Here is a 17,515-nt window from a genome sequence, read left to right on the forward strand (position 1 = left end):
ATGAAACGAAGAGCATTTTTAAAACAAACATCAGCAAGCGCAGCATTAGTTGGATTAGGCAGTATTGGATTATCATCCTGCATGCAACAGAATCCTACAAAACAAATTACCATTTTACATACCAATGATGTTCATAGCCATATTGACCCATTTGGACCTGAAGATGGTAGAAACCCAAACAAAGGAGGCGTGGCTAGACGTGCAACTTTAATTGATAATATCCGAAAAGAAAACCCACATACACTTTTACTTGATGCAGGTGATATTTTTCAAGGAACTCCGTACTTTAATTATTACGGTGGTGAATTAGAATTTAAGCTTATGAGCAAATTAAGGTACGACGCAGCTACCATTGGCAATCATGATTTTGATAATGGTATTGATGGTTTATTTGCACAATTACCACATGCTAAATTTCAATTTCTTTCAGCTAACTATGATTTTTCTAACACCATTCTTGATGGCAGCGTGAAACCGTATGAAGTTTTTGTAAAAAACGGCATCAGAATTGGCGTTTTTGGTATTGGCATTCAATTAGATGGTTTGGTTTTAAAGAACTTATATAAAGAAACCAAATATTTAGACCCAATTGAAATATCTCAAGACATGTCGAGAATTTTGAGGGAAGAAGAAAATTGCGATTTAATAATTTGTTTGTCACATCTTGGATACAATTATAGTAATACTAATATAATTGGCGATTTAAAGCTTGCAGAAAATTCAAATAATATCGATCTTATTATTGGCGGTCATTCACATACATTTTTACCAAAACCCACCGTTGTAAAAAATAAAGCAGGAAACAACATGCTTGTTAACCAAGTTGGATGTTATGGCATTAATTTGGGTAGAATCGATTTTTATTTTGATAATAATAAGAATAAAGAAGCAAAAGGAACTTCAATTATTGTATAACAATGGTAATAGCTGACTTCATTAAGTTTTCTAACTAATCTGTAATGCGTTGGTAAGAAAAACGTCTAAAAAAGGGAAACATTCCGTAAATGAAATCAAAAATCCCTTTTATTTTAAGACTTACAGTCGCAATAATTCTCATCCAGACATTACGGTTTAAGTTTACAGCACATCCAGATAGTGTTTATATCTTTGAACAAGTTGGTCTAGAGCCATATGGTCGAATTGGCATTGGTGTTCTCGAACTAATAGCCGGAATACTTTTACTAATACCTAAAACTGTTTGGTTAGGAGCTATACTAACTCTTGGTATAATTGGAGGTGCGATTTCAATGCATTTAACAAAAATAGGCATCGAGGTAAACAATGATAAAGGCACGCTCTTTATAACGGCTATTACCACATTCATACTATCAATAATAATTTTATATCTGTACAGAAGAGATATACCTTTCCTGAAATCAAGAATTTAATCACGCAAAAAACTGAACCTTTTTGTTTCTGATTTTTGACTGAAAATAGAAGAAGCTAAATGCTAAAATAAAAAGAAATGTTTGTGCTACATTCAGAAATGCATTTTCTGATTCTGTAATATAAAAATAAGCTACTTGAATGACTTCTGAAAACACAAGACAAACAGAACCAAAAAATAAAAACAGAGATTTTTTGTTGTCGTTATAAAAGTAACTGATAAGGCAAAATGTCAACAATAACAGCATTACGATGTTATAAATAAGTTCTATAAAAAATAAATAGGAATCTTCAACATACGGATTAACAATAGTCAAAAGAACATAAATTATGTAAACATTTAAAGCACTTAAAACTACCAAATGAATTTTGTAATTTTTTAAGACAGCTTTTAAATTAAAAGTTTTGACTACTTCAATAAGTAAAAAGATATAGGCTGCGATATATAATAAATTCCCTGAAGTATAATAAAAGTCATCAAATTTCAAAATTTCATCATCAGTCATGGTGTTAAAATCAAAAAGTAATTCTGAAAACACGATCAGTTCTGAAACAGAAAATAGAATTAAAAACCATGTAAAATAAAATGATTTTCGATTGACTGATACAAAATACAATAGCGTGAAAGTCGGGACAATTAAAGCTTTAAATTTTTCAGAAAATAAACTAAGGCCTAGAAATTCATAAGCGGTAAATGCTATACAAAGCATTATGATCAACCCAATTAATATATTAGACTTCTTTATTCCCATTATTAACATTTACTGAAAGCAAATATATACAAAAATCACAATTAATCGATAAAATTATACACTTTAACGATAAAATGCTTTATTTATACTCTTTCTAAATAATCATATCTAGAAAATCTTGTTCAGTTATTATAGGAATACCAAGCTTTTCAGCCTTATCCCTTTTACTAGGGCCCATGTTGTCGCCTGCAACCACAAAAGAGGTTTTTGAAGATATAGAGGCTGAAACTTTCCCGCCATTATCTTCAATGAGTTTTTTAAGTTCATTCCTTGAAACCGATTGAAAAACACCAGAAACCACAAAGGTCTTACCAACTAGCTTATCTGTTTGATTAGCTAGTTGCTCTTCAGAAAGCGACATTTGTAATCCAAAATGTTTCAATTTTGATATAATTTCCAAATTTTCTTTTGACGTAAAAAAGGCTGTAACACTTTCAGCTATGCGTTCACCTATTTCGTCAACACTAACTAATGCTTCAGGTGTAGTAGCTATAAGTGAATCAATGTTTTTATAATGTTTCGCTAACTTTTTAGCGACAGTTTCACCTACATAACGAATGCCTAATGCAAACAGCACTCGCTCAAAAGGAACAGCTTTTGACAATTCAATACCGTTAATAAGGTTTTCAGCACTTTTTTCGGCCATACGCTCTAACGGCAATATGTCTTCTCTCTTCAATTCATACAAATCAGAATAATTTGAAATTAATCCGGCATTAACTAAAAGTGCAACCGTTTCACCGCCCAAGCCATCAATATCCATAGCTTTTCGACTTATAAAGTGTTGAATACGACCAATTATCTGCGGTTTACAACCATTGTAATTAGGGCAATAATGTTGCGCTTCCCCTACTTGTCTTATTAATTCGGTTTCACATTCAGGACAATGCGTGATGTATTGTGTTGGTGTTGAATTAGATGGTCTTTGAGATAGATCAACAGTAATTATTTTGGGAATAATCTCACCACCCTTTTCAACAAAAACGGTATCGCCTTCTCTAATATCTAACTTTTCAATTTGATCGGCATTATGTAATGAAGCCCGCTTTACAGTGGTTCCTGCCAATTCAACAGGCTCTAAATTAGCAACAGGTGTAATAGCTCCGGTTCGTCCTACCTGATAAGTTATTTCTAAAAGTACAGTTGATACTTGTTCGGCTTTAAATTTATAAGCCATAGCCCAACGTGGTGCTTTTGCCGTATAACCTAATTCATCTTGGTGCTGCAAACTATTAACTTTTACAACTACGCCATCAGTTTCATAAGGCAAATCATGTCTTTTAACATCCCAATATTCTACAAACTCTAAAACCTCATCTATAGAGTTGGCGAGTTTAGCAGCATTCGGCACTTTAAATCCCCAAGCTCTAGCTTTTTCCAGACTTTCAAATTGGGTTTTTATACCTAAATTACTACCTGTAATATTATATAATAAACACTCCAAAGGTCGTTTGGCAACTTCAGCACTGTCCTGAAGTTTTAAACTGCCTGAAGCGGTATTTCTCGGATTCCTATAGAGCTCCTCACCTATTTCCTCACGCTCCTCATTCATTTTGTTAAATCCTTCAAAAGGCAACACAATTTCACCTCGAATATCAAATTTTGTTGGATAATCACCCTTTAATTGCAACGGTACGGATTTAATAGTTTTAACATTTGCAGTCACATCATCACCTTGAACACCGTCGCCTCTAGTAACAGCACGTAATAAACTACCATTTTCATATGTCAGACTAATTGAAGCACCATCATATTTAAGTTCACAAGTGAACTGAATAGGGCCATCAATCATTTTTTTTAAACGTGTTTCCCAATCCAATAAATCCTCTTTAGAATATGAATTATCCAGAGAATACATGCGATGCTCATGTTTGACCGTTTCAAAATTTTTAGTAATGGCACCTCCAACACGCTGTGTTGGTGAATTGGCATCAGCAAATTCAGGATGTTTAGCCTCTAATTCCTGCAATTGCTTGAGCTTCATATCAAACTCATAATCACTAATAGTAGGATTATCTAACACATAATAATTATAATTATGCTGACGTAATTCTTCTTGTAAACTCTTTATTTGATCCTTAATTGTCATTCTAAATTTTTGACGCTTTTATAATTCTATCGTTTCCAAAAATATCTTTAATCAATATTATATTTTTAAATTTAAAATCTGCCAGAAGATGCTTCATTTCTTCACCAAGATATTGATTAATTTCAAAAAACAACTGACCTCCATCTCTCAAATTATTAACAGCAAGCGTTGTAATCGCTTTATAAAATATCAAGGAATCATCATTTGGTACAAATAGTGCTACATGTGGTTCAAATTTCAGTACATTATCCTTTATTTCTTGTTTCTCCAATTCTCTTACATAAGGTGGATTTGAAACTATAATATCAAAGTTTTGAGATGAATTTATCAATTCAGGATGTGAGGGATTTAAAATATCATCCTGAATAAAAGTGATATTTACAGCGTTTAACTCCGCGTTATATTTTGCGATTTTTAGTGCCTCCTCTGATACATCTACCGCAAAAACTTGAGAGTTTTTAATGTTTTTTGCCAGTGACACGGCAATACAACCTGTCCCTGTTCCTATATCTAAAATTTTAATTGACTTTTTGGATTCATCCAAAATGACAGTTTTAAGAATCTGCTCTACAAGTTCCTCTGTCTCCGGTCTTGGTATTAATGTATGTTTATTAACTTTAAAAGGTAATCCAAAAAACTCGGTTTCACCAATTATATACTGAACGGGCTCATTGTTTTCAAGCCTGGATAGCGCTTCAAAGAGAGGTTGTTCTTCAAGTTTTGATAATGTTAAATCTGGTTCTAACACAAGTGCAATTCTATTTAAATTTAAATAATGTTTTATCAGTATATTGAAAAAACTATTCACTTCATCTAAACCATAAATAGTATCGAGTTCGCTATGAAAAACAAGCTGTATATCCTTTAGTTTCATAAAGTCAACTATTTCAAATCCTTTAACATCCAAACATTGCAAGAGTAATGACCTGTGTCACCCATTGGTTTATCTAACATTTCAAAACCTACCTTTTTATATAGTTTTCTAGCATCTTTCATGTAAGGCATGGTTTCCAAATAACATGTATCATAACCGAACTGCTTTGCTCTCTCTAAACAAATAGTCATCATTTTGGTTCCCAAGCCTAAACCTCTTGCTTCAGGCAAAAAATACATTTTCTGTAGTTCACATGTATTTCCTTCAAAATTATCAAGTGGCGAAATACCTGCACCTCCAATAATCTTTTCGCCATCGTCAATTACAAAATAAACAGCTTTGCTTCTATTATATGTTTCCGCCATTTTATGCAATGCTTTATCAGCATAGGCAGTACCAACTTTAGGAACACCAAACTCAATTAAAACATTGCGAATAACTGCAGCTATTTGTTCATCATCTGCTTTCGCTATTTCTCTAATAACAATATTATTATTGCTCACTTTATTGTTCTATTTTTATAGCTTCAAAATTCGGGATGAAGATACATGAAAAATACATAAAACGCTGTATTGAAATTGCCAAAAATGGATTAGGATCCACAGCTCCAAACCCTATGGTTGGCTGTGTAATTGTCCATAATAATATTATCATTGGTGAAGGGTTTACGAGTCCGTTTGGTGGTAATCATGCTGAAGTTAATGCCATTCAATCTGTTACAGATGAAACACTTTTAAAAGAAGCCACCTTATATGTTACATTGGAGCCTTGTAGCCACTATGGGAAAACGCCTCCCTGTAGTGATTTAATAATTGACAAGCGAATACCCAATATTGTCATTGGAACTATTGATACGCATAGTAAAGTTGCTGGTAACGGCATAAAAAAACTGCAAGCTGCTGGCTGTGATGTTACAGTTGGTGTTCTTGAAAATACATGCAAAAAGCATCATAAAAGATTTTTCACCTTTCACAACAAGAAAAGACCCTATATCATTTTAAAATGGGCAGAGACATCTGATGGCTTTATCGCTCCAAAAACAAAACCAGACAAAAAACCAGTATGGATTACAAATCCTTATTCAAGGCAGTTAGTTCATAAATGGCGTGCGGTAGAACAAGCTATTTTAATTGGCACAAATACTATTATAGAGGACAATCCCAGCTTAACAGTAAGATCGTGGACTGGTAAGAATCCTATTCGAATTGTTCTAGATAGAACTCATAAATTATCAAAAGACTACGCTGTTTTTAATAAAGAGGCTGAAACTATAAGAATCACTGAAAAAGATATTAATTTCAATAAGAGTTTAGCGTCCAACATTTGTAATTATTTGCATTCAAAAGATATCCAGTCTGTAATAATTGAAGGCGGCAGCAAAACATTACAAACCTTTATTGATGAGAATGTTTGGGATGAAGCTCGTGTTTTTACAGGAACCAACACTTTCAAAACCGGTGTAAAAGCGCCCGTTTTTAAGGGAAAATTAATGTCTGAAATTCAAATTTTAGATGACACCTTAAAAACCTATCATAATAAGCTTACTGATTTCCACAAAATATGACGAAGATAAAAACACTAATATTTGACTTTGGTGATGTCTTTATTAATTTGGATAAAGAAGGTGCCATGCAAAATGCCTTAAGTTTATTTGAATTAGATGAATTTCCAGATGAACTAATCGCTATTAACACTCTTTATGAACAAGGCCTCATTTCAAGTGATGAGTTTTTAGAATTCTATCAGGATAACTTCCCGAAATTATCTAGAAAGACCATTTTAGATGCTTGGAATATTATTTTAAAAGGCTTCCCAAAACATAGGCTCGAATTTATTCAAAAACTCGCTAAAGAGAATCAATACAAGCTTATTCTTTTAAGCAATACCAACGAATTACATATTAATTGGATAAAAGAACATGTAGGTTTTTACAATAACTTTAAAGCCAGTTTCAATCAATTTTATCTGTCGCATGAAATCGGGTTAAGAAAGCCTACTAAAGATATTTTTCAATTTGTTTTAGATGAAAATGATTTAGTAGCTCAAGAATGTTTATTTATTGACGACACTAAAGAAAATACAGATATCGCCCTTAAAATGGGTTTTCACACATGGAATATTGATGAAACATCACAAGATGTAAGCAATTTGTTTTCTATAAAATCTGATCTGTTTTGATATATCTCCTCTTCAGCATATTATCATCCACAGCGATATTTATATTATTCAAGCTATTTGACAGGTATCATATGAATACCTTACAAGCTATAGTAATGAACTATATTACTGCTTTCTTTTTAGGATTGAGTTTGAGTTCAAAACCTTTCAACTTGTCTGAAATTGTAGAATCATCTTGGTTTTATGGAGCTATTGGATTAGGAATGTTGTTCATAATCATATTCAACATCATGGCTATTGTTTCACAACGTAATGGCTTATCAGTTGCATCAGTAGCCACAAAAATGAGTGTTGTAATTCCTGTAATTTTCGGAATTTACGTTTATGATGAAAGTACGGGCTTACAAAAACTATTTGGTATCATTTTAGCCTTATTTGCAGTAGTTCTAGTTTCTATTAAGCCTAAATCTAATGTACGATTAAAACACAATCTACTATTCCCTTTTTTAGTATTTTTAGGTTCAGGGGTTATTGATACATCCATAAAATATTTAGAAACATTTTATATTGAAGATAACGGCATTCCTTTATTCTCAGCTACTATTTTTGGTTGTGCCGCAATTATTGGATTAATTATTTTGACTACAAAAAAACTAAAAAGACAATTAAAATTTAATAGATTAAGTCTGTTAGGTGGATTTGTTTTAGGAATTGTTAATTACGCTTCCATTTACTACTTACTCAAAGCTCTAGATCATGAATCTTTAGAAAGTTCAACTATTTTTACCGTTAATAATGTAGCTATTGTTATGCTTTCAGGATTAGTAGGCTTAATCTTGTTCAAAGAAAAATTATCATCAAAAAATTGGTTAGGAGTAGGTGTTGCCATTCTTTCAATACTATTAGTTACTTTAGCATAATTTGAAAATAAAAGATACATACAAAACAATAAAGGCTGCCTCTTCCGAAGTACTCTTCAAAGACAAAAACAGTAAATTTTTTGGTTATGCTTTTCCTATTGATTCTGAAGATGCAGTTAAAATGCATTTAGAACATTTAAAAAAAGAACACCACACGGCAAGACATTGGTGCTATGCTTATCAACTAGGTAAAACTGAAAAAACCATACAGTTTAGAGCAAATGATGATGGTGAGCCCAACAACAGTGCTGGGATGCCCATTTATGGACAAATACAATCTTATGAGGTCACTAATGTTTTAATTGTCGTAGTTAGGTATTTTGGAGGTGTGAAATTAGGTGTTAGTGGATTGATTAATGCGTACAAAACCGCTGCACAAATGACTCTTGAAGCTTCACGGATTATCACCAAGACTATCAATGTAAAATATGTCATTTCATTTGATTACAAGAACATGAATAAGGTGATGCGCATTATAAAAGAGCGAAACCTAAAAATAATTAATCAAAAACTAGAATTATCCTGCGAAATCACTATTGTAATTAGATTGAACGAAGCAAAATCTGTGTTCGAATCCTTTAAAAATCTCTACGAAGTTGAGATAAAAGAATTAGACCTCTAATTTTTCTAAAATGTAATCTGGACATTTAATAGGTCTTTTTGTTTTCATATCTATAAATGCCAAAACGGTATTGGCGGTCAACAAAAGCTCATTAGACTCATTATAAATTTCGTATTCAAATTCAATCTTTACCGAAGGCAGTTTTGGCAGTATAGTTTTCACTTTAATTACCTCATCATAAAGTGCTGACTTTTTGAATTTTAAACTCATGGAAATTACGGGTAACATAACACCGTCATCTTCCATTTGCTTATATGAAATTCCTTTCTTTCGCAACCACTCTGTACGGCCCATTTCAAGGTACAGGGCATAATTGCCATGATGTACAACACCCATTTGATCGGTTTCACCGTAACGCACTCTTATTGGGATTTCATCGAAAAACATAGGTCTTATTAAATATTTTTTTGTAGTTTAGGCATGGCTTTAAACATGAGAAAAAAATTCTAGAAATTCAATAGCTATTCATTTTTTTTTTTAGAATTTTGTTCACATATTTGTCATGCTAAAAATCAACGAGGGAAATCCACTTCTCTTATACTAACTAACTAGTAAATTTTAACTTTTATAATGAGTAAAACTGCGCAATCGGTATGGGAAAATTGTCTTGAATTCATAAAGGATAATATACAACCGCAAGCATACAAAACATGGTTTGAGCCTATAGTAGCAGTTAAATATGCTGACAATGCCTTAAGCATTCAAGTTCCAAGTAAATTTTTCTATGAGTGGCTAGAAGAACATTACGTTAAGATTTTAAAAGTCGCACTTACCAAACAATTGGGTGAAAATGCCAAATTGGTTTATATAATCAAAATGGAAAACACCTATGGCAATAAACAACCATTTACTGAAAAAATACCAAGTACCAACAGATCAGCTGTAAAAGCTCAAGATGTTGATATACCTTTAAATAATAAAAGTCCAGAACTAAAAAATCCCTTTATAATACCAGGAATTCGAAATGTAAAAATCGAATCGCAATTAAATCCGAGTTATAATTTTGAAAATTTTTTAGAAGGTGACTCAAACCGATTGGCCCGAAGTGCAGGTTTAGCTGTAGCGGCAAAACCTGGAGGTACATCGTTTAATCCGTTATTGATTTTCGGTGGTGTTGGATTAGGAAAAACCCATTTGGCTCATGCTATTGGGGTCGATGTAAAAGATAAATACCCAGAAAAAACTGTTCTGTATATTTCAGCTGAAAAATTCACGCAACAATATATAGACTCCGTAAAGAAGAATAATAGAAATGATTTTATTCATTTTTATCAAATAATTGATGTTCTCATAATTGATGATGTTCAATTCCTTTCGGGAAAATCAGGAACTCAAGACGTTTTCTTTCATATTTTCAATCATTTGCACCAAAACGGCAAGCAGGTCATTTTAACGAGTGACAAAGCGCCTGTTGACATGCAAGACATTGAACAACGTTTGTTGTCACGATTTAAATGGGGACTTTCAGCTGAATTACAAAGTCCTGATTTTGAAACCCGTGTTTCTATTCTTAAAAACAAGCTCTATCGCGATGGCGTTGAAATGCCAGATGAAATTATAGAGTATGTTGCCAAGCATATAAAATCTAACATTCGTGAATTAGAAGGTGCCATTATATCATTGATAGCACAATCGTCATTCAATAAAAAAGAAATCACTACTGAACTTGCAAAACAGGTTGTAGAAAAATTTGTCAAGAACACTAAACGTGAAGTATCCATAGACTATATTCAAAAAATTGTGTCAGACTATTTCCAAATGGATATAGATACCTTGCAATCCAAAACGCGTAAACGTCATATTGTTCAGGCTAGGCAGTTGGCCATGTTTTTTGCCAAAAAATTTACTAAAGCATCCTTGGCGAGCATTGGTTCACAAATAGGAAAGCGCGACCATGCAACGGTACTTCATGCGTGCAAAACGGTTGATAATTTATCATCTACAGATAAACAATTTAGAAAATACGTTGAAGATTTAACAAAAAAACTTTCGGTTTAAATCATTTTAATTATGACTAAAATCCTTATGGTATGTTTAGGTAATATTTGCCGATCACCATTAGCTGAAGGTATTTTAAAATCTAAACTTCCAAATTCAAAATTCAAAATTGATTCGGCAGGAACTGGAAATTACCATATAGGAGATTTACCAGATCAGCGCTCCATAAAAGTTGCCAAAAAATATGGGTTGGATATTACAGATCAAAGAGGCAGGCAGTTTTCAGTTAACGATTTTGATGATTATGACCTCATTTATGTTATGGATGAGTCAAACTTTGAGAATGTTATAAAACTTGCTAGAAATGCTCATGATATAGCAAAAGTGGACTATATTCTAAACGAAATTTATCCAAACCAAAACCATAGTGTCCCTGACCCTTACACGGGTGGTATTCAAGGCTTCGAAAACACTTATAAAATGTTAGATGAAGCTTGTGAACAAATAGCTAATAAGTTACTTTATAATTCATAACAATCATTATTCACTTCATATTATTTTCTTTTTTCGTAATTTGGTTGACCAAACGCTAAACATATGAAAACGAAAAAAATCCTCCCCCTTATTCTAATTTGCCTGATGAGCATTACGTCTTTTTCTCAAGAAATTGACCTTGAATTGTTTGCTTCTGGTTTTAATAGTCCTGTAAGCATTAAAAATGCTGGGGACAATAGATTATTTGTTGTAGAACAAGATGGTATAATAAAAATAGTAAATTCTGATGGCTCAGTAAATGCAACTCCTTTTTTGGATATTGACGGTCGCGTCATTGACACTGGAAATGAGCGTGGCCTTTTAGGCTTGGCTTTTCACCCACAATATATTTCAAATGGTTTTTTCTTCGTTAACTATATTAATAATAGTGGTGATACGGTAATTTCTAGATTTATTACCAATCCTCCAAATGGCGATGTTGCCGACCCAAATACCGAAGAAATTTTATTAACGATAAGCCAACCATTTTCAAACCATAACGGTGGTGATTTAGCATTTGGAAGTGATGGCTATTTATACATCGCTACTGGTGATGGCGGTTCAGGTGGCGACCCAGATAATTATGCGCAAAACTTAAACTCTTTACTTGGGAAAATGCTACGTATAAATATCAATAACGCTGAAGGCGGTAATAATTATGCTATTCCAGCAGACAATCCATTTGTTGGAAATGCAGGGGCTTTAGATGAAATTTGGGCTTACGGACTAAGAAACCCTTGGCGTTTTTCATTTGACAGTGAAACAAATGATTTATGGATAGGTGATGTTGGACAAGGTGCTATTGAAGAAATAAACTTTGTAAGCTCAACATCTGCAGGAGGTGAAAACTATGGCTGGCGTTGCTATGAGGGTAATTCTGCCTATAACAATACTGGTTGTCCTGACATGAACACCCTAACCTTCCCTGTAGCTCAATACAATCATTCAGGTAATGGACCATTTAAATGTTCTATTACTGGCGGCTATAGATATCGTGGCACAGCTTTTCCTAACTTTGTAGGACTCTATTTTTTTGCTGATTACTGTAGTAACGAAATTGGCTTTTTAACCCCTAACGGAAACGATTGGGATTTAACTTTTTCCAATCAATTTACAGGTAATGGCTGGACAACTTTTGGAGAAGCTATTAATGGGGAACTTTATATAGCTGGTCGAAATTCAGGAAATGTCTATCACATAATAGATGCAAGTTTAAGTGTGAATGACTATGCCAAATCAACCATTAAAATGTATCCAAACCCAGTTGATGATATTTTAATTTTTGAAACAACATCAGCAAACAAGCTTATCAAGTCCATTATTATTTATGACTTGCAGGGTAAAATTGTTAAGACTATTGAAACCAATTTATCAAACCGGATTGAAATACGCACCAAAGATTTGGCAAATGGTTTATATCTTGCAGAGATATCTTCTGGTAATTCAGAAAAAGAGATAAAAAAACTGATCATTAACCAATGACAAACACATTTGGTAAACTATATTTAATCCCTACAACTTTAGGAGACAATAACCCTTTGGAAGTCCTTCCTGTCACAGTTAAGAATACCATTGAAAAGACAAATGTTTTTATTGTTGAAAATGAAAAGTCAGCCAGGCGTTTCATAAAGAAAATTACACCTCATAAAAAACAATCAGAGCTAAAGCTTTATACACTTAACAAGCACACCGAATCATCTGAACTACCAACTTTTTTAAGTGCTTGTTCTCAAGGCATTGACGTTGGGTTATTATCTGAAGCTGGCTGTCCAGCTATCGCTGATCCTGGTGCAGATATCGTTAATATAGCTCATAACGAAAACATAACTGTAGTACCGCTTGTTGGACCTTCTTCTATTATAATGGCATTAATGGCTTCTGGAATGAATGGACAAAGCTTCGCTTTTAATGGTTATTTACCTATTGACAAACAAGAACGTAAAAAAGAACTACTTCGTTTAGAGCGCTTATCGCAGCAACAAAATCAATCGCAATTATTTATTGAAACACCATATAGAAACAATGCAATGCTAGAAGACATTTGCAGTTGTCTAAACGAATATACTCTTGTATGTGTAGCTTGTGATATTACATTACCAACGGAATATATAAAAACGAAAACAGTAAAAGAGTGGAAAAAAAATAGTGCAGACTTTCATAAAAGACCTGCACTATTCATAATCTATAAATATTAACTATTTTTAAGCTTTTAATTCCACTTTAGCTTTTCTGTTAGGTTTTATCAGAGTTGTGTCATACCCTGAAAACTTTTTGATATAATACTGAATAGTTGTACCATAAGCATCTGCAAATATATCTGCACCATAGCTTCTTAAATACTTTTTCACATTACCTGGACCTGCTAAATGTGCAGCGGCTAAAATTCCTGATTCAGTAATGTTGATACCATTTATGGTTTTACCTACATATTTTTCAATATCCTTTCTTAAAATCCATTTATTACGTTGTGCATTTGCTACAAACGCTTTTTCTTGAATTTCAGGGTTTTGTAAAAAATGTGTTAGATTATAGATACCAATCATTTTTAAAGTTTCCTTTCCAAATTGATATTTACCTAAATAACCAAAAGTATTAACTGTAAAATAATCTCCACCAGACTCTTTAAAGCCTAAAGCCTCTTTAAAACCAATAAAAGATTTTCCTAATGTAGGCGAAAACGGCTTATAAGCTCTTTCTAGTGGAAACATTTGAGAAGATTCTGTTGTTTCAGAATCTGGTTCATCATGATAAGCTAAATCTTTAGCTGAATAATCATTTTCTGTAATCGCTTTGTTCGATTTAAACGAACTGAATAATAAGACACATATTGTAAGCGATAGGGCAATTAAACTTCCAATATTTTTTCTCATAATTTTTAAATTTCTTCAACGCATTTCTTGAGGGAAAATTGCTTTGAAATTTCAGCCTGCAAAGGTAGGACGTTTTTTTAAATATTGAAAATTAATCGTTTAAGTGCCTTAAAAGTAGATTCCGTGTAGTAAAATGCCGTTTTCTTCGTTGAACTCCAATGCCGGAAATGGTACTTTTATCGTATTAAAAATGTCAAAAATCGTCTTTAAAACATGAGAATTTGTATCAATTCTGCTTAAGTCAATATCCAAACTAAAGTAGTATTGCCGCACTCTATTTTGGTCTGCAAAAAGTCCATTTATACTTTCATCTTCACCTGTCAACATACCATCAGCTCCATAGCCAAAAGCTACATTTAACCATTTTGGTATGCCATTGCCCTTAAAAAATGAATGCAAGTTAAAACTCAACCAATACGTTTGACCGTTATAGTCTTTTAAAAATTCTTGAGAAAGCCCCTCTCCCAATTTATCAGGTCGCTGTGAGGCATATTGTGTTCGATGAAATGAGTATTTAAGAGTCATACGCTGCTCTTTCCAAAGTAATTCTTGGCCAATATACAATCCAGTTCCAGCCGCATTAGCCGCCATGTCACCCCAAGAAAAGCCCCATTCTTCAGAAAAACCATCAAATATCTCAATAGCCGTTAAATAGGCAAAACCTAAAGTCCCTCCATATATTAATTGTTGTTTTTTGCTGACACCGCTCCAGTTTAAAACATTTGCTCCCAACCTTCCCAATTGATAAGATGTATAAACATGACCCAATTTATCCATTTGAAGCCACTCGCTATTATCATTTAGTGTATGGAATTTTGAGCGCGGATAATCTTTATACCATAACTGGTCTAAAGCAATTAGAGAAGCTATACCTAAAGTCGCCTCAGTAATTACCACAGTATTTCTTCGAGATTTGTTTAAGGTGTCACTGGGTTTAAGGAATAGATTAATCTTGGATTGAGAGAAAGTAACAGTTACAAATAGAAAAAATACAATATATACAACCTGTTTTGTCACTATATCCTAATTATAAATCCCTTGTGAAGACAAATAACGTTGATACTCTCTAGCATTGGCATTGTGTTGACTCAAAGTCTTTGCAAACTTATGATATCCAACACGCTTGGCATCAGCAGCAAAATAAAGATAATTATGTTTTTCATAATTTAAAACAGCGTCTATTGCTGAAATATCTGGCATAGCTATTAATCCTGGTGGCAAACCAGCATACTTATAGGTATTATATGATGATTCTATTTCTTTATGCTTGTTTAAAACACGTTTTATAACCGTGTTTTGATATTCAGGTAATTGATAAGCAGCAAACTTCAAGGTAGGATCTGCTTGAAGAGGCATACCTAATTTTAAACGGTTAACATAAACACCAGCTACTCTTGGTTGTTCTTCTTTCTTTTTAGATTCTTCATAAACAATTGACGCTAAAGTCATCACATCGTTTTGAGACATATTCAAGTTTTTGGCTTTAGCTATTCTTGCATCAGTCCAGAATCGCTGATATTCCATTAGCATACGTTCTCTAAACTGTTCTGCCGATGTATTCCATTCAAATTGATAGCTATTGGGCAAATACATCCCCAAAGCTGTATAGTTAGAAAATCCATTTTGAGTTAAAAAGGCTTCATCCTTCATAGCTTTTATCAAAGATGTACTATCTGTCTCTATTTGTGAACTTATTCTACCAGCCAATTTTTCTAAAGATTCTTGGTTGTTAAAAACTACAGTTACCGGAATGTTGTTTATTCTTATGGAATTAATGATATCATTATTACTCATTCCTTTTTTTATGGCATATCGTCCTGCTCTTACGTTACTGGTATATTGTTTACGTTCTGCAAGTGCATCAAACTTATCAATATCCTTTAGCAACGGAACTAATTGTTCACGAACCTCATCATAAGTAGCGTTAGTAGGAATATATATGTAGGCTTTCTCATTATTAAAAGCTGTATTAGGTTCAAACATGGCACTATATACATAATACGCAAAATAGGCTGCCACTGCCAAACCTATTAGAGCTATTGCCCAAAGTATTTTCTTTATATACATTTAACTCTTTATTAATTGTAGTAAATATTCATTTTCAAAAGTGTTGCCGTTAAAATTCCAATCTCTTTTTAGACCAACAGGAACAAAACCTTGATTTTTAAACAATTGTACACTCATATTATTGTTTTCAGAAATATTACAATAAAGTTGATGCAATTGAAGCTGATTAAAACAATAATTAATTAATAATTTTAACGCCTCTTTCCCAAAGCCCTTTTGCCTATCAGATTCAGATTTTATAAGAATACCTATTCCAGCTCGCTTATTTTTAAAATCAAAATCAAATAAATCTATTAACCCAAGAGCCTGGTCTTCAAAATCAGAAATTACTAATCGCAATTGTTTTACTTCATAAATGTCTTTGTATGCATTTTCTAAATATTCTTTTATTAAATACCTAGAATAAGGTGTCTGCGTATTACTTAACTCCCAAAGAGTTTCATCATTTTCAACGGCATAAATAAATTCCAAATCTTCTGGCTCTAAAGCTCTTAAATAGATATGCTCGCCTTTTAAAGTCACCATGTCATTTCACCTTTAAAGACCATATTAGCTGGCCCTATTAACCAAATATCATTGTATCCTTCATTATTTTCTTTAAATGTAACCGACAACTCACCTCCTGGTGTTTGTAGAGTTACAAAATTACTTGCTGTTTTACCAATAGCGTGCATAGCAAGTGCAACAGCTGTGACACCTGTCCCACATGAAAGAGTCTCGTCTTCAACACCACGCTCATAGGTTCTAACTGAAAAATTGTCATTTGATTTTTTAGAAACAAAATTCACATTACTACCTTTCTCGTAATAGGGCTTTCCGTAGCGTATTTCAGAACCTATTTTCTTGACATTTAATTGATCTAGATCATCAACTAACTCAACGTGATGTGGCGATCCAGTATTCAAAAAAACATGCTTTTCATATTTTTCTATAATAGATACATCCTGCATTTGCAAGCGTACTAATCCATCCTCAATAATAGCCTCATGCCTGCCATCTATTGCCATAAAAGAAGCTTTACTTTCCACAATACCTAACAAATTAGCAAAGGCTACAATGCATCTTCCTCCGTTACCGCACATGGAACTTTCATTACCATCAGAATTAAAATACACCATCTTAAAGTCTAATGTCTCATGATTATCCAACAAAATCAAACCATCAGCACCTATGCCAAAACGTCTGTCACATAGCATCTTAATACGTTTGGTATTATTTTTGTCGAATAGTAATTGGCGGTTATCAATGATAATAAAGTCATTTCCCGTTCCTTGATATTTATAAAATGTGAGTATCATAAGCTTGGCAAATATATGAATATTATGGTGTTTATTGCTATGTTAAA

20 protein-coding genes are annotated in these 17,515 nt (G+C 33.0%); 10 read left to right on the top strand and 10 right to left on the bottom strand.

What is annotated here, in order from left to right:
- Complete coding sequence (locus tag C1S72_RS12775) at positions 1 to 915, top strand: bifunctional metallophosphatase/5'-nucleotidase (protein WP_104736112.1); 915 nt, start codon at positions 1 to 3, stop codon at positions 913 to 915.
- 89 nt (positions 916 to 1,004) lie between these two features.
- Positions 1,005 to 1,388 carry a DoxX family protein gene (locus tag C1S72_RS12780; RefSeq protein ID WP_104736113.1) on the top strand — a complete coding sequence of 128 codons (384 nt, stop codon included), beginning with the start codon at positions 1,005 to 1,007 and terminating at the stop codon, positions 1,386 to 1,388.
- On the opposite strand, the gene C1S72_RS12785 is transcribed toward C1S72_RS12780, so the two are convergent.
- The 4 genes from C1S72_RS12785 to C1S72_RS12800 form a co-directional block, all read right to left on the bottom strand.
- Positions 1,389 to 2,138, bottom strand: coding sequence for a hypothetical protein (locus C1S72_RS12785; protein WP_104736114.1), 750 nt, complete (start codon positions 2,136 to 2,138; stop codon positions 1,389 to 1,391).
- Between the two features lie 94 nt (positions 2,139 to 2,232).
- Positions 2,233 to 4,227 carry an NAD-dependent DNA ligase LigA gene (gene ligA / locus C1S72_RS12790; protein WP_104736115.1) on the bottom strand — a complete coding sequence of 665 codons (1,995 nt, stop codon included), beginning with the start codon at positions 4,225 to 4,227 and terminating at the stop codon, positions 2,233 to 2,235.
- A 1-nt stretch (position 4,228) separates the two neighbouring features.
- A complete protein-coding gene (gene prmC / locus C1S72_RS12795) occupies positions 4,229 to 5,101 on the bottom strand; it encodes a peptide chain release factor N(5)-glutamine methyltransferase (RefSeq protein WP_104736161.1) in 873 nt (290 codons plus the stop codon).
- Between the two features lie 8 nt (positions 5,102 to 5,109).
- Positions 5,110 to 5,604, bottom strand: coding sequence for a GNAT family N-acetyltransferase (locus C1S72_RS12800; RefSeq protein WP_104736116.1), 495 nt, complete (start codon positions 5,602 to 5,604; stop codon positions 5,110 to 5,112).
- A gap of 35 nt (positions 5,605 to 5,639) precedes the next feature.
- Here C1S72_RS12800 and ribD point away from each other — a divergent pair, with 35 nt between their 5' ends.
- The 4 genes from ribD (at position 5,640) to C1S72_RS12820 (ending at position 8,761) form a co-directional block, all read left to right on the top strand.
- On the top strand, positions 5,640 to 6,665 hold the full coding sequence (ribD, locus tag C1S72_RS12805; RefSeq protein ID WP_104736117.1) for a bifunctional diaminohydroxyphosphoribosylaminopyrimidine deaminase/5-amino-6-(5-phosphoribosylamino)uracil reductase RibD: 1,026 nt from the start codon (positions 5,640 to 5,642) through the stop codon (positions 6,663 to 6,665).
- A complete protein-coding gene (locus C1S72_RS12810; protein ID WP_104736118.1) occupies positions 6,662 to 7,279 on the top strand; it encodes an HAD family hydrolase in 618 nt (205 codons plus the stop codon). Before ribD ends, C1S72_RS12810 begins: the two co-directional genes overlap by 4 nt.
- A gap of 95 nt (positions 7,280 to 7,374) precedes the next feature.
- Positions 7,375 to 8,139, top strand: coding sequence for an EamA/RhaT family transporter (locus C1S72_RS12815; protein ID WP_317045764.1), 765 nt, complete (start codon positions 7,375 to 7,377; stop codon positions 8,137 to 8,139).
- 1 nt (position 8,140) lies between these two features.
- Complete coding sequence (locus C1S72_RS12820; RefSeq protein ID WP_104736120.1) at positions 8,141 to 8,761, top strand: IMPACT family protein; 621 nt, start codon at positions 8,141 to 8,143, stop codon at positions 8,759 to 8,761.
- On the opposite strand, the gene C1S72_RS12825 is transcribed toward C1S72_RS12820, so the two are convergent.
- Positions 8,750 to 9,148: an acyl-CoA thioesterase gene (locus C1S72_RS12825; RefSeq protein WP_104736121.1), complete on the bottom strand. Its 399-nt coding sequence runs from the start codon at positions 9,146 to 9,148 to the stop codon at positions 8,750 to 8,752. The genes C1S72_RS12820 and C1S72_RS12825 overlap by 12 nt on opposite strands.
- A gap of 183 nt (positions 9,149 to 9,331) precedes the next feature.
- Here C1S72_RS12825 and dnaA point away from each other — a divergent pair, with 183 nt between their 5' ends.
- The 4 genes from dnaA (at position 9,332) to C1S72_RS12845 (ending at position 13,428) form a co-directional block, all read left to right on the top strand.
- Positions 9,332 to 10,759: a chromosomal replication initiator protein DnaA gene (gene dnaA, locus C1S72_RS12830; protein WP_104736122.1), complete on the top strand. Its 1,428-nt coding sequence runs from the start codon at positions 9,332 to 9,334 to the stop codon at positions 10,757 to 10,759.
- Positions 10,760 to 10,771: 12 nt separating this feature from the next.
- Positions 10,772 to 11,233: a low molecular weight protein-tyrosine-phosphatase gene (locus tag C1S72_RS12835; protein ID WP_230401654.1), complete on the top strand. Its 462-nt coding sequence runs from the start codon at positions 10,772 to 10,774 to the stop codon at positions 11,231 to 11,233.
- A gap of 105 nt (positions 11,234 to 11,338) precedes the next feature.
- Positions 11,339 to 12,715, top strand: a complete 1,377-nt coding sequence (locus tag C1S72_RS12840; RefSeq protein WP_230401655.1) for a PQQ-dependent sugar dehydrogenase — start codon at positions 11,339 to 11,341, stop codon at positions 12,713 to 12,715.
- Positions 12,712 to 13,428 (top strand): SAM-dependent methyltransferase, encoded by a 717-nt coding sequence (locus C1S72_RS12845; protein WP_104736124.1) that lies wholly within the window; start codon positions 12,712 to 12,714, stop codon positions 13,426 to 13,428. The genes C1S72_RS12840 and C1S72_RS12845 overlap by 4 nt, the downstream gene beginning before the upstream one ends.
- A gap of 6 nt (positions 13,429 to 13,434) precedes the next feature.
- On the opposite strand, the gene C1S72_RS12850 is transcribed toward C1S72_RS12845, so the two are convergent.
- The 5 genes from C1S72_RS12850 to dapF all read right to left on the bottom strand — a co-directional run bounded on the left by C1S72_RS12850 (position 13,435) and on the right by dapF (position 17,468).
- Positions 13,435 to 14,103 carry a peptidoglycan-binding protein LysM gene (locus C1S72_RS12850; protein WP_104736125.1) on the bottom strand — a complete coding sequence of 223 codons (669 nt, stop codon included), beginning with the start codon at positions 14,101 to 14,103 and terminating at the stop codon, positions 13,435 to 13,437.
- Between the two features lie 108 nt (positions 14,104 to 14,211).
- A complete protein-coding gene (locus C1S72_RS12855) occupies positions 14,212 to 15,120 on the bottom strand; it encodes a DUF2279 domain-containing protein (protein WP_104736126.1) in 909 nt (302 codons plus the stop codon).
- Positions 15,121 to 15,126: 6 nt separating this feature from the next.
- A complete protein-coding gene (gene mltG / locus C1S72_RS12860) occupies positions 15,127 to 16,170 on the bottom strand; it encodes an endolytic transglycosylase MltG (RefSeq protein ID WP_104736127.1) in 1,044 nt (347 codons plus the stop codon).
- Positions 16,171 to 16,695, bottom strand: a complete 525-nt coding sequence (locus C1S72_RS12865; protein WP_104736128.1) for a GNAT family N-acetyltransferase — start codon at positions 16,693 to 16,695, stop codon at positions 16,171 to 16,173.
- On the bottom strand, positions 16,689 to 17,468 hold the full coding sequence (gene dapF / locus C1S72_RS12870) for a diaminopimelate epimerase (RefSeq protein WP_104736129.1): 780 nt from the start codon (positions 17,466 to 17,468) through the stop codon (positions 16,689 to 16,691). The genes C1S72_RS12865 and dapF overlap by 7 nt, the downstream gene beginning before the upstream one ends.
- Positions 17,469 to 17,515: the final 47 nt, after the last annotated feature.

It is taken from the genome of Hanstruepera ponticola (assembly GCF_002940745.1).
GTDB lineage: Bacteria > Bacteroidota > Bacteroidia > Flavobacteriales > Flavobacteriaceae > Hanstruepera > Hanstruepera ponticola.

Coding starts and splice junctions, on each gene's coding strand:
- mltG (WP_104736127.1), bottom strand. CDS start 16,170: ATGTATATAAAGAAAATACTTTGGGCAATAGCTCTAATAGGTTTGGCA.
- C1S72_RS12780 (WP_104736113.1), top strand. CDS start 1,005: ATGAAATCAAAAATCCCTTTTATTTTAAGACTTACAGTCGCAATAATT.
- dnaA (WP_104736122.1), top strand. CDS start 9,332: ATGAGTAAAACTGCGCAATCGGTATGGGAAAATTGTCTTGAATTCATA.
- C1S72_RS12845 (WP_104736124.1), top strand. CDS start 12,712: ATGACAAACACATTTGGTAAACTATATTTAATCCCTACAACTTTAGGA.
- C1S72_RS12775 (WP_104736112.1), top strand. CDS start 1: ATGAAACGAAGAGCATTTTTAAAACAAACATCAGCAAGCGCAGCATTA.
- C1S72_RS12815 (WP_317045764.1), top strand. CDS start 7,375: ATGAACTATATTACTGCTTTCTTTTTAGGATTGAGTTTGAGTTCAAAA.
- ligA (WP_104736115.1), bottom strand. CDS start 4,227: ATGACAATTAAGGATCAAATAAAGAGTTTACAAGAAGAATTACGTCAG.
- C1S72_RS12840 (WP_230401655.1), top strand. CDS start 11,339: ATGAGCATTACGTCTTTTTCTCAAGAAATTGACCTTGAATTGTTTGCT.
- C1S72_RS12850 (WP_104736125.1), bottom strand. CDS start 14,103: ATGAGAAAAAATATTGGAAGTTTAATTGCCCTATCGCTTACAATATGT.
- ribD (WP_104736117.1), top strand. CDS start 5,640: ATGAAGATACATGAAAAATACATAAAACGCTGTATTGAAATTGCCAAA.
- C1S72_RS12835 (WP_230401654.1), top strand. CDS start 10,772: ATGACTAAAATCCTTATGGTATGTTTAGGTAATATTTGCCGATCACCA.
- dapF (WP_104736129.1), bottom strand. CDS start 17,468: ATGATACTCACATTTTATAAATATCAAGGAACGGGAAATGACTTTATT.
- C1S72_RS12785 (WP_104736114.1), bottom strand. CDS start 2,138: ATGGGAATAAAGAAGTCTAATATATTAATTGGGTTGATCATAATGCTT.
- C1S72_RS12810 (WP_104736118.1), top strand. CDS start 6,662: ATGACGAAGATAAAAACACTAATATTTGACTTTGGTGATGTCTTTATT.
- C1S72_RS12825 (WP_104736121.1), bottom strand. CDS start 9,148: ATGTTTTTCGATGAAATCCCAATAAGAGTGCGTTACGGTGAAACCGAT.
- C1S72_RS12865 (WP_104736128.1), bottom strand. CDS start 16,695: ATGGTGACTTTAAAAGGCGAGCATATCTATTTAAGAGCTTTAGAGCCA.
- prmC (WP_104736161.1), bottom strand. CDS start 5,101: ATGAAACTAAAGGATATACAGCTTGTTTTTCATAGCGAACTCGATACT.